We start from the raw sequence: 13,300 nt of genomic DNA, 5'->3' as shown, positions 1-13,300 counted from the left end.
GAAGAGATCGATGAGCGTATTGTCGTTGCAAAGCTTCGCTAAGGGCGAATGGATTGCGCCTGCGGGTCGCATTTCCAGCCTGAAAAGCGCGGTGACGGGTGAGGTCGTCGCCGAGATCGGCTCAGGTGCCCTCGACTTCGGTGCAATGGCACACCATGCGCGCAATGCGGGCGGGCCGGCGCTCCGCGCGATGAGCTTCCACCAGCGCGCGCATCTTTTGAAGGCGTTGGCACAATATCTCAACGACCGGCGCGAGGCGCTGTACGAGCTTTCCTACGAAACCGGCGCGACCAAAGCCGATTCGATGATCGACATCGACGGCGGCATCGCAACGCTATTCGTCTATGCCTCGAAGGGTCGGCGCGAACTACCAGACGACACGATCTACATTGATGGCGGGTTGGAACAGCTTTCGCGCTCCGGGAATTTCGTCGGCCAGCATGTCGCCACCTCGCTGCAAGGCGTCGCGCTTCACATCAATGCCTTCAACTTTCCCGTCTGGGGCATGCTGGAAAAACTCGCCCCCACGCTGCTCGCGGGCGTTCCGGCCATCGTGAAGCCCGCTTCGTCGACCGCATGGCTCACCGAAGCCGCGTTCCGCATGATCGTTGAAAGCGGCATTCTGCCCGAAGGTGCGGTTCAGTTCATCGCCGGTTCGACGGGCGACCTGATCGACCGGCTGACCCTTCAGGACGTGGTTTCCTTCACCGGCTCGGCCGCGACCGCCATGATGTTGCGCGCCAATCCAAATCTCCTGAAGAACTCCGTGCGGTTCGTTGCCGAACAGGATTCGCTCAACGCCTCAATTCTTGGACCGGATGCCACGCCCGGCACGCCGGAATTCGATGCCTTCATCAGGGAAGTGCATCGGGAAATGACTACCAAGGCGGGCCAGAAATGCACCGCCATCCGCCGCATCATCGTGCCTGACGCGCACAGAAGCGCGGTGATCGAAGCGCTATCGGATCGGCTGTCGAAAACCACCATCGGCAATCCGCGCGACGAGGCGACCCGCATGGGCGCGCTCGCAGGCCACGCGCAGCGCGACGACGTCCGCGAAAAGGCAAAGCGCATCGGCCAAGATGCACGACTCGCATTCGGTGATCTGGACTCCGTCGAAGTGGCGAATGCGGATGCGCAAGCCGGCGCGTTCTTCTCGCCGATCCTTTTCGAATGCGCCGACCCGGACGGCGCACAAGACGTTCACGAAGTCGAAGCCTTCGGCCCGGTCTCGACCGTCATGGGCTATCGCGATCTCACCCACGCTTTGGCACTGGCCAATCGCGGCCAAGGCTCGCTCGTCGCGTCGGTCTTCACCCATGACGGCGCGGTCGCCCGCAAGGTCGTGGAAATGTCCGGAGCGTTTCACGGCCGTCTCTATTTCGCCAACCGCGACACGGGAAAAGACGCGACGGGCCATGGTTCGCCCCTGCCCCACATGATCCATGGTGGCCCCGGCCGTGCCGGCGGCGGCGAGGAAATGGGCGGCATAAGGGGCGTCATGCACTACATGCAACGCACCGCGATCCAGGGTAGCCCCGACCTTTTGATGGCGATCACCAAAAGCTGGACGCCCGGCTCGAAAACACTTGAAAAGGACACGCATCCGTTCCGCCTGACTTTCGGCGATCTTGAAATAGGCCACACTTTGCGGACAGAGGCGCGCACGGTCTCGCTGGAAGACATCGAGCATTTCGCCGAATTCACCGGCGACAATTTCTACGCGCATATGGACGAGGAAGCGGCGAAGGCGAACCCGTTCTTCCCCGGCCGCGTCGCCCACGGCTACCTCATCCTGTCCTTCGCAGCCGGTCTCTTCGTCGAGCCCGCGCCCGGCCCGGTGCTCGCCAATTACGGCCTCGACAATCTTCGCTTCATGAAGCCGGTATCGCCGGGCGACACGCTAAAGGTGCGGCTCACGGCCAAGCAGAAAGCACGCCGCAACGACGAATATGGCGAGGTGCGCTGGGATGTCGGCGTCTACAATCAGGACGACGAGCAGGTCGCAAGCTACGAGCTTCTGACCATGAATGCGATGTAGAAATCAGGCCCGGGCGACGAACGATACCGAGCCGAGCAGGCTTTCGGCGGTTCGCAGGGAGGCCGCTGTCGCAATCACCATCTGCGGCAAGAGCATCCATTCGAGCGTCCAGGCCGCGCCGGACCGTTCGTTCTCATGGACGAGCGACTGGTGCATACCCGCAACGAGCGTCGCATTGAAACGGGCAAGTGACACGAGCGTTTCCGCGCCAACGGGATTCACCTTGTGCGGCATCGCCGACGAACCACCGCCCGTTGCCAGCTTCACTTCGCCGATTTCGTTCTGCGCCATCAGCGCAATGTCCTGCCCCGTCTTGCCGAGGCTCCCCGTGACCAGCGAGAGCCACGAGGCGAAGACCGTGAGGCCGTCGCGCTCGCTATGAGGCGGCGGTATGGCCTGTGAGAGGCCGAAATGCTTCGCGAGAAGTGCCGATACCACCGGCCCCTTCTCGCCCAGCTTTTCGAATGTACCGGCTGCCCCGCCAAACGACAGGACCCGAATACCATCGACGACCTCCGCCAGTCTTTCGCGGTGACGAACCAGCGGATTGCGCCAGCTTGCGATCTTGCGGGAAGCGGGCACCGGAATCGCCGCCTGCATGCGCGTATGCGCCATCGTCTCGATCTGCCCGTCGCGCGCTTCGATCTTGGCGAGCACCTCGATGACCTGCTTCAGCCGCTGTTCGAGCAACGCCGCCGCGGTCGTCAGGCGAAGCGCCAGGCTCGTGTCGATCACATCCTGGCTGGTCGCGCCGAAATGCACATAGGACGCATGGGGATCGCCGACCGCCTGCCGCAATTGCTTGACCAGCGATGGAACCACAACGCCGTCACGCGCCGTCCCTGCGCGCAAATCGTCCACGTCCGCGACGAAATCCGCAAGTTGCCTGTCGATCGCCATCCCCGCATCGGCCGGAATTACACCGGCTTTCGCCTGAAACTCGGCCAGCGCGCGCTCGAAAAGGACCATCATGCCGATATCGGCCTCGGCAGCGAACAGCGAACCTATCTCCTCGTCGCCGAGAAGGCCGGACAGAAATGGATGATCGAAAGGCAATATGCTCACAACAGACCTCAGATGTCGAAGAAGATCGTTTCCTTCTCGCCTTGCAGATGAATGTCGAAGCGGAACGTGTCGCCCTCTCGCGGCGCGATCAGCGTCGCGACGCGCGACCGATGCTCGACGCGCGCAAGCACCGGGTCCTTTCCGTTGGCCTCGTCCTCGTCGCCGAAATACATGCGCGTGTTGAGACCGAGATTGATGCCGCGCGCAACGATCCAGAACGAGACGTGCGGGGCCTGGCCGCGGCCATCCTTGAACGGCACCGAGCCGGGCTTGATCGTCTCGAAGCGGAACTCGCCATTGTCCATATTCGTCGCACACCGTCCCCAGCCGGTGAAGTTGGGGTCCGCCGAGCCGCGCATTTCAGACGGTGAGTTGTAAAGGCCGGCGGCATCCGCCTGCCAGATCTCGACCAGCGCATCCCTCAGCGGCGTTCCGGTTCCGTCGAAGATGCGCCCGACGATGGTGACGCGCTCGCCCCTGGTCTTGTCGTTGACCATGGAGATGCCGAGGTCCTCGCCATAGACGCCGTCGATCTCGGCGAAATTCGGCGTCAGCCCGATGTGGACGTAAGGACCAGCCGTTTGCGAAGCGGATTCCTTCAGGCGATTGAGCGATTGAGCCATGATGAACTCCTTCTAACGATAAACTTCCCGGCGATGGCCGATATCGATGACGAGGACCACCAAATGATGATCCTGAATTTCGCAGATCAGCCGATAGTCGCCGACGCGATAGCTCCAATAGGACTGCAAATTTCCTTGAAGTGGTTTGCCCAGTGCGCGCGGGTTGTTCGTACCGCCCACTCTTTCGATAAGGTATCGCGTCACGCGCTTGGCGATTGCACGGTCCATTTTTGAAAGTTGCCGTTCCGCGGCAACGGACACCTCAATCGTCCAGGCCAAGTTCACGCATCACCTGCTCAAGCGGCTTGGTCGTTTCCTCTCCACGCCGAATCCGCTTGGATATCTCTTCCGCACGATAGTAATCCTCCAGATCGTCGATGCCGTCTTCGACGATCTGCCTGAGATAAAACGCCTTCGTGCGCCCGGTCTTTGCAGCCAACGCATCAAGACGTGCTTCGATTTCCGGTTTCAGTCTAACCGATGTGGGCATCGCAGCCTCCTATGAATACATGTATTCAATGTATTCAATTTCGCGAAAATCGCAAATCAATTCCCCTCCATCCGGTTCTCGAACATGGTCGAGCGGCGGCCACGCAGCACGATGTCGAACTTGTAGGCGCGCGAATCCATCGGGATCGTCGCCTCGCGGTCGAGCGCCGCCGTCAGTGCTTCGATCGCAGCGCGGTCGTTGATCGTCTTCACGATCGGGCATTGCCAGATCATCGGGTCGCCATCGAAATACATCTGCGTGATCAGGCGTTGCGCGAAACCGTGTCCGAAGACCGAGAAGTGGATATGCGCTGGCCGCCAGTCGTTGATGCCGTTCGGCCACGGATAGGGGCCGGGCTGGATGGTACGAAAGGAATAATTGCCGTCCTCGTCGGTGATCGTGCGTCCGCAGCCGCCGAAATTCGGGTCGAGCGGCGCGATATAGCCTTCCTTGCGGTGGCGGTAGCGCCCGCCCGCATTGGCCTGCCAGAATTCGAGCAGCGCGCCCGGCACGCCTTTGCCGCGCTCGTCGAGCACGCGCCCATAGACGATGATGCGCGGGCCGATCGCCATTTCGCCGGGCTTGGCGAAATTGGTGATGAGATCGTTATCGTGCTCGCCGAGAATGTTGTGGCCGAACACCGGGCCGGTGATCTCCGACAGCGTATTGTCGAGCGACAGCAATGCTTTTTGCGGCGATCGCAGCACGGAGGTCTTGTAGCCCGGCGTGAACGCCGCCGGGTGCCAGTCGCGGTCGCGCTGGAAGAACGCGCCCGTTTCCGGCTTGAGGTTGGAATTGCGGACGTCGCTCATGCCTTTTCCGTCTCCATCTCGGCCAGCACCTGCTTCACCACTTTGATCCCGTGATTGGCGCGCGGCACGCCTGCATAGATCGCGACATGGAGCATCGCTTCCATGATGTCGTCGGGTGTCGCGCCGGTGTTGGCTGTAGCGCGCGTATGCAGCGCCAGTTCCTCGAAATTACCGAGCCCGGCCAGCAGCGCCAGCGTCATCATCGAGCGCTCGCGCTTCGTGATCGTATCGCGCGACCACACATGCCCCCATGCCGCCTCGGTGATCAGTGTCTGGAACGGCTCGTCATAAGCGCTCGGCTTCTTCGTCGCGGCATCGACGTAGGAACCGCCCAATACCGAACGGCGTGTCGCCATTCCCTGATCGTAGCGTTCGGATTTCTCGCTCATAAGACCCTCCTAATATGGCAGCCCGACATAATTTTCCGCGAGTGACGTCGAGGCCGCCTGCGAATGGACCAGATAGTCGAGCTCGGCTTCCTGAATGCGCTGACCGAAGGCACCCGTATCGGGAAAGCGGTGCATGGTCGAGGTCATCCACCACGAAAACCGCTCCGCCTTCCACACGCGCGACAGCGCCTTTTGCGAATAGGCGTCGAGCCCGGCGTCCGACTTCTCCCCATAATACTCCCGCAAGCCGTCGAAGAGATAGCGCACGTCGCTGGCCGCCAGATTGAGCCCCTTCGCGCCGGTCGGCGGCACGATATGGGCCGCGTCACCGACGAGTAACAGCCTTCCGAACCGCATCGGCTCGGCGACGAATGAACGCAGCGGCGCGATGGATTTTTCGATCGACGGGCCGGTCGTCACGCGGTTCGCGGAATCGGGCGGCAGGCGGCGGCGCAGCTCGTCCCAGAAGCGGTCGTCGGACCATGCCTCGACCTTGTCGTCGAGCGGGCACTGCACGTAGTAGCGGCTGCGCGTGGTCGAGCGCATCGAGCACAGCGCAAAGCCGCGTGGATGATTGGCGTAAATGAGTTCGTGATGAACCGGCGGCACATCGGCGACGATGCCGAGCCAGCCGAAAGGATAGACCCGCTCGAAGGTTTCCAGCCCCTTGCCTTCGACCGCCTTGCGCGAGGCGCCGTGGTACCCGTCGCACCCTGCGATGAAATCGCAGTCGAGGCGGTGCGAAACGCCGTCCTTTTCATAGGTTATGAAGGGCTGGCTGCCGAAATCGTGCGGCTCGACATTGCCCGCTTCATAGATCGTCACCCCGCCCGTCTCGGCGCGCTTGTCCATCAGGTCACGCGTGACTTCCGTCTGGCCATAGACCATGACGCGTTTTCCGGTCAGTGCATGAAGATCGATGCGATGGTGCCGCCAGCCAAAGGCAAGGTCGAACCCGTCATGCGGCAGGCCCTGGCGATTCATGCGCGCACCGACGCCCGCTTCATCGAGCATGCCGACCATGCCCTCTTCGAGCACGCCGGCACGAATGCGACCACGTACGTAGTCACCGGTCTGGCGCTCCAGAATGACATTGTCGATGCCCGCATTGGTCAGAAGCTGGCCGAGCAGAAGCCCGGACGGCCCCGCGCCGATGATGGCGACCTGCGTGCGCATTGCATTTCCTCCCGAAATCCTCACCGCCACGAATGACGCAGAAAACGGGCGGCCTCAATGGACAGAAGCATCATCCGATTGCATTATCCGACCATGATGATCCATGCGCCCGATGTTCCCTCCTATCGCCTCTTCGATGAGAAAGCCGACGATCCCGCAGATTTCTGGCTGCACTGCGAACCGATCGCGGATCGCACGCACCTGCACAATTGGGAGATTGCCCTTCATCGCCACGAACAGTTCTTCCAGATTTTTCTTCTGCCCACCGGTTCGGGAGAGATCGTCACCCAAAGCGGAACGCGCCGTTTCGAGGCGCCCGTCATCCTGTTCATACCGCCGGACGCCGCGCATGGTTTTCGCTTCACCCGCGACATCGACGGGCTGGTCGTCACCGCGCTTGCCGATCGCCTGCGCACGCTGACCGCTGCCGATCCGGAGATCGCCCGTTTCGCCTCGCAACTCCGCATCGTCGAGATCGGAAGGGAAGACGCAGAAGCCCAGCGAGCCGTCGAATCCATCGAGCGGATCAATGTCGAACTTGCCGGTCGCGCGGCCGGGCGATCCCTGCTGCTGGAACCCTTGATGACAGAGGCGCTCGTGGCGCTCACGCGTAATGTCGGCGCAAACGGACCGGCACCTTCAGGTGGCATCGGGCGACAGCGCATCGAAGCGCTTCTGACCGTGATCGACACGCATTTTCGTGACCGGCCATCCGTCACCTTCCTTGCCGGCCGCCTCGGCATCTCCCCCACGCATCTGAACAGGGTCGTGCGTAATGCGACGGGATTGAGCGTCCAGATGCTTCTCGACCGCCGCACGCTGGAAACGGCCCGGCGCGACCTGATCTTCACGCCATCGCCGATAGCCAAGATCGCGTTCTCTCTCGGCTTTGCGGATCCCGCCTATTTCAATCGCTTCTTCCGCCGCCAGACCGGCATGACGCCCGGCGCGTTTCGCGAACGGGAGCGCAAGCGGCTGTCGCCATAAAAGAAAAGAGGCGGTCGCCCGCCTCTTTCGTTCAGTCGCGCTGCGAACCGATCAGTCGAGCTGGTCGGTGACGACGGTCGTGGTCGCGCCTTCCGGCTCCTCGGTGATCGCCGGATTGTCCGGCGAGACCGCCGAAAGCAGCGTCTGCACGGTCTGTTCGTAGGATGCCGGATCAAGCGCTGCCGTATCGCCGACAAGCCCGGCCGCGACTTCCACCTGCCAGACCTGACCGTCCTCGGTCAGCGCGCCGGAAAGGTCATTCTCCAAAACGATACCGGCCGCTTCATCGACATTGTCCCTGGCGTATTCCCAGCCGCGCATCGACGCACGCACGAAGCGAACCATCTGGTCTACGAATTCCGGATCGTCGAGACGGTCCTGCATCACGTAAAGCCCGTCTTCCAGCATGCCGACGCCTTCGTCCGCATAGTTGAAGACCTTGAGGCCGTCTTCCGGAACGCCCGCGTCGAGCAACTGCTTGAACTCGTTATACTGCATGGTCGAGATGCAGTCGGCCTGGTTCTGCAGCAGCGGATCGACGTTGAACGCCTGACGCAGCACCTCGACGCCGCCATCACCGCCTTCGGTGGAGAGCCCAAGCTTCGCCATCCAGGCATAGAACGGATATTCGTTGCCGAAGAACCAGACGCCGAGCGTCTTGCCGGGGAAGTCGTCGGTCGACTGGACGCCGCTTTCTTCTGAGCAGACGAGTTGCAGTGCCTGACGCGCGAAGGGCTGGGCGATGTTCACCAGCGGCACGCCGCGTTCGCGCGCTGCAAGTCCGGCCGCCATCCAAGTGGTGATGACATCGGCGCCGCCGCCTGCGATCACCTGCTCGGGCGCGATGTCCGGCCCGCCCGGATTGATCGTGACGTCCAGCCCTTCCTCCTCGTAATAGCCGAGATCCTTGGCGACGAGATAGCCGGCGAACTGGCCCTGATTGACCCATTTGAGCTGGAAGGTGATCGGGTCGAGATCCTGCGCCATGGCCGGCAACGCGGCCAGTGCGACGGATGAGGCGAGCGCGCCCATGATAAGCTTTTTCATGTCAGTTCCCCTTTTTATAGTTCACGTCTTTCCACCACGGATCGACGGATGCCAGAAGGTTACGCCACGCTCGATGAGCGCGATGACACCGTAAAACACCGAACCGGCGAGAGCCGCCACCGCGATTTCAGCCCAGACCATGTCGACATTCAAGCGGCCGATGGCCGAGGAGATGCGAAAACCCATTCCGACGACAGGCGTGCCGAAGAATTCAGCCACGATCGCGCCGATCAGCGCCAGCGTCGAGTTGATCTTGAGGGCGTTGAAGATGAACGGCCAGGCGGCCGGCAGGCGCAGCTTGAACAGCGTATGCCAGTAGCTCGCCGCATAGGTGCGCATCAGATCCTGCTCCATGCGGCTCGCGGCATTGAGACCGGCGACGGCGTTCACAAGCATGGGAAAGAAGGTCATCACGACCACGACCGCCGCCTTCGAATGCCAGTCGAACCCGAACCACATGACCATGATCGGCGCGATGCCGACCAGCGGCAGCGCGGAGACGAAATTTCCCACCGGCAAAAGCCCGCGCTTGAGGAAGGGCGAGCGATCGATGGCGATGGCCGCGGCGAGCCCGGCAGCGCAGCCCATCACGTAGCCCGGAAGCACGGACCGGATGAAGGTCTGGTAGAAATCGGCCCACAGCGTCGCCGTCGAAACGGTGATGCGTGCCCAGATCGCGCTCGGCGGCGGCAGGAGCACGGACGGCACGTTGAAGCCGCGCACCAGCCCTTCCCACAAAACAAGCAGCGCCGCACCGAACAGCACCGGAACGAGGACGTTGATCAGCCGCGCGGCAATTCCACGAGCCCTGACGCGCACGAGCCATTCGTTGATGGCCCATGTGACGAGCCAGAAGGCGACCGCCCCCGTGACGAGACCCGCATTCATGCGTTTGCCCCCATGCGGGCCAGCACGACGCGCTGAGCGACGGTGATGGCGAGGATGAGCATCGCCGACAACGCTGCCGCCATAAGCAGCGCCGACCAGATCTGCACCGTCTGTCCGTAATAGGAACCGGCCAGAAGCCGCGAGCCGAGGCCGCCGGCCGCGCCTGTCGGCAATTCACCGACGATGGCCCCGACGAGGCTTGCGGCGACGCCCACTTTCATCGACGTGAAGAGATACGGCAACGAAGCCGGAAAGCGCAGTTTCCAGAAGGTCTGGTTCGAACTCGCATTATAGGTGCGCATCAGGTCGAGCTGGATCTGATCGGGGCTGCGAAAGCCCTTTACCATGCCCACCACCACCGGAAAGAACGACAGATAGGTCGAGATCAGCGCCTTCGGCACCAGCCCGGTCATCCCGATCGACGCCAGAACGACGACGACCATAGGCGCGATGGCGAGAATCGGGATCGTCTGGGAGGCGATGATCCACGGTAAGAGCGAGCGATCCATGGCGCGGTTGTGGACGATCAGGACAGCCAGCAAAATGCCGAGCCCGGTGCCCATCGCGAAGCCGAGCAGCGTCGCCGACAGCGTGATCCAGGCGTGATAGACCAGGCTGCGCCGCGAGGTCACGTTTTGCCCGACGACCGTGTTCCACAACTCGACCGCCACCTGATGCGGCGCGGGCAGCAGCGGCCGGTCCTGGGAAAACGTGCCGGCGACGAATTCGCCCCACGTCCAGTCGCCGTCGCCGCGCGCGAAGACCTGAAACTGCCATGCCGAGTTCAGCCAGACCGACGCCGCGTACCAGATGACGATGATCGCCGCGACGACGATCAGCACGGGTACGGTCGTGCCATGCGACATGCGAGTCCAAATACCGGTGCGGCCGATGGCGGTCGAAGGAGCGGCGATCGCGATCACGCTTCACCCCCCTCACCCGGCCGCTTCGCGGCCACCCTCTCCCCGGCGGGGAGAGGGGCAGCCTGCCGCGCGGCATTTGTGAAATCCGGAAAAGTCAGGGATGAGCGCTCCCCTCTCCCCGCTGGGGAGAGGGTGGCCGCGAAGCGGCCGGGTGAGGGGTTGAGCCGTCCTTCAAGAGCTGCGAGAATCGTATCGAGAACTGCTTCCCGCTCTTGCAGAACCTCCCCGTTCCAGAACCGCAATACCGAATATCCGGCGCCGTTTAGAAAGAGCGTCCGCCGCTCGTCATGCACAGACTCGGCATGCTGGCTTCCATCAACCTCCCCGACCAGCTTGACCTCGCAGCATACGAAATCCGCGAAGTAGGGGCCGAGCGGTACCTGCCGGGCGAACTTGAAACCGTTCAACCGCCGATTTCGCAACTCGCGCCATAACCTCATTTCGGCGTCGGTCTCATCATCACGCAACAGGCGGGCCCGCCCGGTTGCGCCTTCTCGACGCCTAGTAATCGGCGCCACGCTATTCGTCATAGCTATGCCCCGCCCGCAACCCCTCGCGCACCCGCGCGGCAATGGCCAGAAACTCCGGCGTCTCGCGGATGTCGAGCGGACGTTCCGTCGGCAAGGTGCTTTCGATCACATCGGTCACGCGGCCCGGACGCGGCGACATCACCACGATCTTGGTCGACAGGTACACCGCCTCGGGGATCGAGTGCGTGACGAAGCAGATCGTCTTGTTCGTCCGTTTCCACAATTGCAAAAGCTGCTCGTTCAGATGATCGCGCACGATCTCGTCGAGCGCGCCGAACGGTTCGTCCATCAGGAGAAGGTCGGCGTCGAAGGCGAGCGCCCGCGCGATCGAGGCGCGCTGCTGCATGCCGCCGGAAAGCTGCCACGGATATTTCTTCTCGAAACCGGAAAGGTTCACGAGGTCGAGCGTGCGCGCGATGCGCTCGCGTCGCTCAGTGCGCGAATAGCCCATGATCTCCAGCGGCAGAGCGACATTACGCTCGATGGTCCGCCACGGATAAAGCGCCGCCGCCTGAAAGACGTAGCCATAGGCGCGGTGCCGACGCGCCTCTTCCGGCGACATTCCGTTGACCGAAATCGTGCCCGAAGTCGGTTGTTCCAGATCGGCGATGACGCGCAGGAACGTCGTTTTCCCGCAGCCAGACGGTCCGATGAAGGAAACGAACTCGCCCTTTTTGATGTCGAGACCGACATCCGTCAGCGCATGGACGGGGCCGTCATTCGTCTCGAAGGTGAGGCCGAGGCCCTTCGCCTCGATCACCTTGGTCGTTGTTTGCGGGGCTGGCTTTGAGAGGCTGGCAGGCGCATTCATATGGAATGCCGCCTTAAACGCCGCTGGCCGGAATGCCCGTCCGCTCGATCCTGCGCGGCGCGACGACTTCCTTCCATGTCGACAGGGCCTTCGACACGGGCGGATTCGCCTCGCGCACCACGAACTTGCCGTGACCCGGCTCGGCCTTCACCGCACCGTTCTCCACCGCCACCTTGCCGCGCGTGAAAACCGTGCGCGGCAGGCCCTTCACCTCGATGCCCTCGAACACGTTATAGTCGATCACCGATTGTTGGCTGCCGGCGGCGATCGTCTTCGTCGCCTCCGGGTCCCAGATGACGAGGTCGGCATCCGCGCCTTCCACGATCGCGCCCTTCTTCGGGTACATGCCGAAGATTTTCGCGACATTGGTCGATGTCACCGCCACGAACTCGTTCGGCGTCAGACGGCCGGTGACGACGCCCTTGGTCCACAGCACCGGCATGCGGTCTTCGAGCCCGCCCGTGCCGTTCGGGATTTTCGTGAAATCGCCGACGCCGGTGCGCTTCTGCTCGGTCGTGAAGGCACAATGATCGGTCGCGACCACTTGCAGCGAACCCGCCGAAAGCCCGGCCCAAAGCGAATCCTGATGCTGCTTGGAGCGGAAGGGCGGGCTCATCACCCGCCGTGCGGCATGGTCCCAGTCCTTGTCGAAATATTCGCTCTCATCAAGCACGAGATGCTGAATCAGCGGCTCACCGAAAACGCGCATACCCTTCTGGCGCGCCCGGCGGATCGCCTCGTGGCTCTGCTCGCACGACGTGTGGACGACATAAAGCGGCACGCCCGCCATGTCCGCGATCATGATCGCGCGGTTGGTCGCCTCGCCTTCCACCTCCGGCGGACGCGAATAGCCATGCGCTTCCGGGCCGTTGTTGCCGGCCGCCAGCAGTTTTTGCTGAAGCTGCGCCACGACGTCGCCGTTCTCGGCATGGACCATCGGCAACGCGCCGAGTTCGGCGCAGCGCTGGAACGACGAGTACATCTCGTCGTCATCCACCATCAGCGCGCCCTTATAGGCCATGAAATGCTTGAACGAGGTGATGCCCTTTTCGACCACCTGCGGCATCTCGTCGAACACCTGCTCGCCCCACCAGGTGATCGCCATATGGAAGGAATAGTCGGTGCAGGCCCGCGTCGACTTGTTGTCCCACATCTGGATCGCTTCGAGCAGCGACTGGTTTGGCGACGGCAGGCAGAAATCGATCACCATCGTCGTGCCGCCAGCCAACGCCGCGCGCGTGCCGCTTTCGAAATCGTCGGCCGAATAAGTGCCCATGAACGGCATTTCGAGATGCGTGTGCGGATCGATGCCGCCCGGCATGATATAATAACCGGTCGCATCGAATTCCTCGTCGCCGGCAAGGTTCGGCCCGATACCGGCGATTGTCTCGCCGTCGATCAGGATGTCCGCCTTCCAGGTCCGGTCGGCGGTGACGATGGTTCCGTTCTTGATGACTTTCGTCACTCTCGTTCCCCTTTTTTCATCGGCCGCTTCTTGGCGAGCAGCTTCAGGAATTT

15 protein-coding genes are annotated in these 13,300 nt (G+C 62.4%); 2 read left to right on the top strand and 13 right to left on the bottom strand.

Features of this window, described 5'->3' with window-relative positions; translation table 11 throughout:
- Nucleotides 1–10: 10 nt before the first annotated feature.
- Complete coding sequence (gene paaZ, locus GTW25_RS14360; protein WP_252912865.1) at nucleotides 11–2,041, top strand: phenylacetic acid degradation bifunctional protein PaaZ; 2,031 nt, start codon at nucleotides 11–13, stop codon at nucleotides 2,039–2,041.
- 3 nt (nucleotides 2,042–2,044) lie between these two features.
- On the opposite strand, the gene GTW25_RS14355 is transcribed toward paaZ, so the two are convergent.
- Genes GTW25_RS14355 through pobA form a run of 7 tightly spaced genes read right to left on the bottom strand, consistent with a single transcriptional unit; the run spans nucleotide 2,045 to nucleotide 6,596 of the window.
- Nucleotides 2,045–3,106 carry a 3-carboxy-cis,cis-muconate cycloisomerase gene (locus GTW25_RS14355; protein ID WP_252912863.1) on the bottom strand — a complete coding sequence of 354 codons (1,062 nt, stop codon included), beginning with the start codon at nucleotides 3,104–3,106 and terminating at the stop codon, nucleotides 2,045–2,047.
- 8 nt (nucleotides 3,107–3,114) lie between these two features.
- On the bottom strand, nucleotides 3,115–3,729 hold the full coding sequence (gene pcaG / locus GTW25_RS14350) for a protocatechuate 3,4-dioxygenase subunit alpha (protein ID WP_252912862.1): 615 nt from the start codon (nucleotides 3,727–3,729) through the stop codon (nucleotides 3,115–3,117).
- A 12-nt stretch (nucleotides 3,730–3,741) separates the two neighbouring features.
- Nucleotides 3,742–4,014 (bottom strand): type II toxin-antitoxin system RelE family toxin, encoded by a 273-nt coding sequence (locus GTW25_RS14345; protein WP_308206262.1) that lies wholly within the window; start codon nucleotides 4,012–4,014, stop codon nucleotides 3,742–3,744.
- Nucleotides 3,992–4,219, bottom strand: coding sequence for a type II toxin-antitoxin system RelB family antitoxin (gene relB, locus GTW25_RS14340; protein WP_252912859.1), 228 nt, complete (start codon nucleotides 4,217–4,219; stop codon nucleotides 3,992–3,994). The genes GTW25_RS14345 and relB overlap by 23 nt, the downstream gene beginning before the upstream one ends.
- A 56-nt stretch (nucleotides 4,220–4,275) precedes the next feature.
- Nucleotides 4,276–5,031 carry a protocatechuate 3,4-dioxygenase subunit beta gene (gene pcaH / locus GTW25_RS14335; RefSeq protein WP_252912857.1) on the bottom strand — a complete coding sequence of 252 codons (756 nt, stop codon included), beginning with the start codon at nucleotides 5,029–5,031 and terminating at the stop codon, nucleotides 4,276–4,278.
- Nucleotides 5,028–5,420 carry a 4-carboxymuconolactone decarboxylase gene (pcaC, locus tag GTW25_RS14330; protein ID WP_252912856.1) on the bottom strand — a complete coding sequence of 131 codons (393 nt, stop codon included), beginning with the start codon at nucleotides 5,418–5,420 and terminating at the stop codon, nucleotides 5,028–5,030. The genes pcaH and pcaC overlap by 4 nt, the downstream gene beginning before the upstream one ends.
- Nucleotides 5,421–5,429: 9 nt before the next feature.
- Nucleotides 5,430–6,596, bottom strand: coding sequence for a 4-hydroxybenzoate 3-monooxygenase (pobA, locus tag GTW25_RS14325; protein ID WP_252912854.1), 1,167 nt, complete (start codon nucleotides 6,594–6,596; stop codon nucleotides 5,430–5,432).
- A 57-nt stretch (nucleotides 6,597–6,653) separates the two neighbouring features.
- Here pobA and GTW25_RS14320 point away from each other — a divergent pair, with 57 nt between their 5' ends.
- Nucleotides 6,654–7,583 carry a helix-turn-helix domain-containing protein gene (locus tag GTW25_RS14320; protein ID WP_252912852.1) on the top strand — a complete coding sequence of 310 codons (930 nt, stop codon included), beginning with the start codon at nucleotides 6,654–6,656 and terminating at the stop codon, nucleotides 7,581–7,583.
- 51 nt (nucleotides 7,584–7,634) lie between these two features.
- On the opposite strand, the gene GTW25_RS14315 is transcribed toward GTW25_RS14320, so the two are convergent.
- From GTW25_RS14315 to hydA, 6 genes are read right to left on the bottom strand one after another with little or no spacing between them, the layout of a single operon-like run.
- On the bottom strand, nucleotides 7,635–8,630 hold the full coding sequence (locus GTW25_RS14315; RefSeq protein WP_252912850.1) for an ABC transporter substrate-binding protein: 996 nt from the start codon (nucleotides 8,628–8,630) through the stop codon (nucleotides 7,635–7,637).
- A 21-nt stretch (nucleotides 8,631–8,651) separates the two neighbouring features.
- Nucleotides 8,652–9,518: an ABC transporter permease gene (locus tag GTW25_RS14310; protein ID WP_252912849.1), complete on the bottom strand. Its 867-nt coding sequence runs from the start codon at nucleotides 9,516–9,518 to the stop codon at nucleotides 8,652–8,654.
- Nucleotides 9,515–10,384, bottom strand: coding sequence for an ABC transporter permease (locus GTW25_RS14305; RefSeq protein WP_252913078.1), 870 nt, complete (start codon nucleotides 10,382–10,384; stop codon nucleotides 9,515–9,517). The genes GTW25_RS14310 and GTW25_RS14305 overlap by 4 nt, the downstream gene beginning before the upstream one ends.
- A gap of 53 nt (nucleotides 10,385–10,437) precedes the next feature.
- Entirely contained in the window at nucleotides 10,438–10,971 is a 534-nt protein-coding gene (locus GTW25_RS14300; protein ID WP_252912847.1) for an endonuclease domain-containing protein, read from the bottom strand.
- Nucleotides 10,961–11,782, bottom strand: a complete 822-nt coding sequence (locus GTW25_RS14295) for an ABC transporter ATP-binding protein (RefSeq protein ID WP_252912845.1) — start codon at nucleotides 11,780–11,782, stop codon at nucleotides 10,961–10,963. Before GTW25_RS14295 ends, GTW25_RS14300 begins: the two co-directional genes overlap by 11 nt.
- A 13-nt stretch (nucleotides 11,783–11,795) precedes the next feature.
- On the bottom strand, nucleotides 11,796–13,247 hold the full coding sequence (gene hydA, locus GTW25_RS14290) for a dihydropyrimidinase (RefSeq protein ID WP_252912843.1): 1,452 nt from the start codon (nucleotides 13,245–13,247) through the stop codon (nucleotides 11,796–11,798).
- Nucleotides 13,248–13,300: the final 53 nt, after the last annotated feature.

The organism is Aliihoeflea aestuarii (genome assembly GCF_024105665.1).
Lineage (GTDB): Bacteria > Pseudomonadota > Alphaproteobacteria > Rhizobiales > Rhizobiaceae > Aliihoeflea > Aliihoeflea aestuarii.
Note: the sequence above shows the minus strand (reverse complement) of the source record. Positions and strands in the feature narration are given on the sequence as shown.

Bases quoted from the DNA above. Each gene is read 5' to 3' on its own strand.
- paaZ (WP_252912865.1), top strand. From the start codon at position 11: ATGAGCGTATTGTCGTTGCAAAGCTTCGCTAAGGGCGAATGGATTGCG.
- pcaG (WP_252912862.1), bottom strand. From the start codon at position 3,729: ATGGCTCAATCGCTCAATCGCCTGAAGGAATCCGCTTCGCAAACGGCT.
- relB (WP_252912859.1), bottom strand. From the start codon at position 4,219: ATGCCCACATCGGTTAGACTGAAACCGGAAATCGAAGCACGTCTTGAT.
- pcaH (WP_252912857.1), bottom strand. From the start codon at position 5,031: ATGAGCGACGTCCGCAATTCCAACCTCAAGCCGGAAACGGGCGCGTTC.
- pcaC (WP_252912856.1), bottom strand. From the start codon at position 5,420: ATGAGCGAGAAATCCGAACGCTACGATCAGGGAATGGCGACACGCCGT.
- pobA (WP_252912854.1), bottom strand. From the start codon at position 6,596: ATGCGCACGCAGGTCGCCATCATCGGCGCGGGGCCGTCCGGGCTTCTG.
- GTW25_RS14320 (WP_252912852.1), top strand. From the start codon at position 6,654: ATGGACAGAAGCATCATCCGATTGCATTATCCGACCATGATGATCCAT.
- GTW25_RS14315 (WP_252912850.1), bottom strand. From the start codon at position 8,630: ATGAAAAAGCTTATCATGGGCGCGCTCGCCTCATCCGTCGCACTGGCC.
- GTW25_RS14310 (WP_252912849.1), bottom strand. From the start codon at position 9,518: ATGAATGCGGGTCTCGTCACGGGGGCGGTCGCCTTCTGGCTCGTCACA.
- GTW25_RS14305 (WP_252913078.1), bottom strand. From the start codon at position 10,384: ATGTCGCATGGCACGACCGTACCCGTGCTGATCGTCGTCGCGGCGATC.
- GTW25_RS14300 (WP_252912847.1), bottom strand. From the start codon at position 10,971: ATGACGAATAGCGTGGCGCCGATTACTAGGCGTCGAGAAGGCGCAACC.
- GTW25_RS14295 (WP_252912845.1), bottom strand. From the start codon at position 11,782: ATGAATGCGCCTGCCAGCCTCTCAAAGCCAGCCCCGCAAACAACGACC.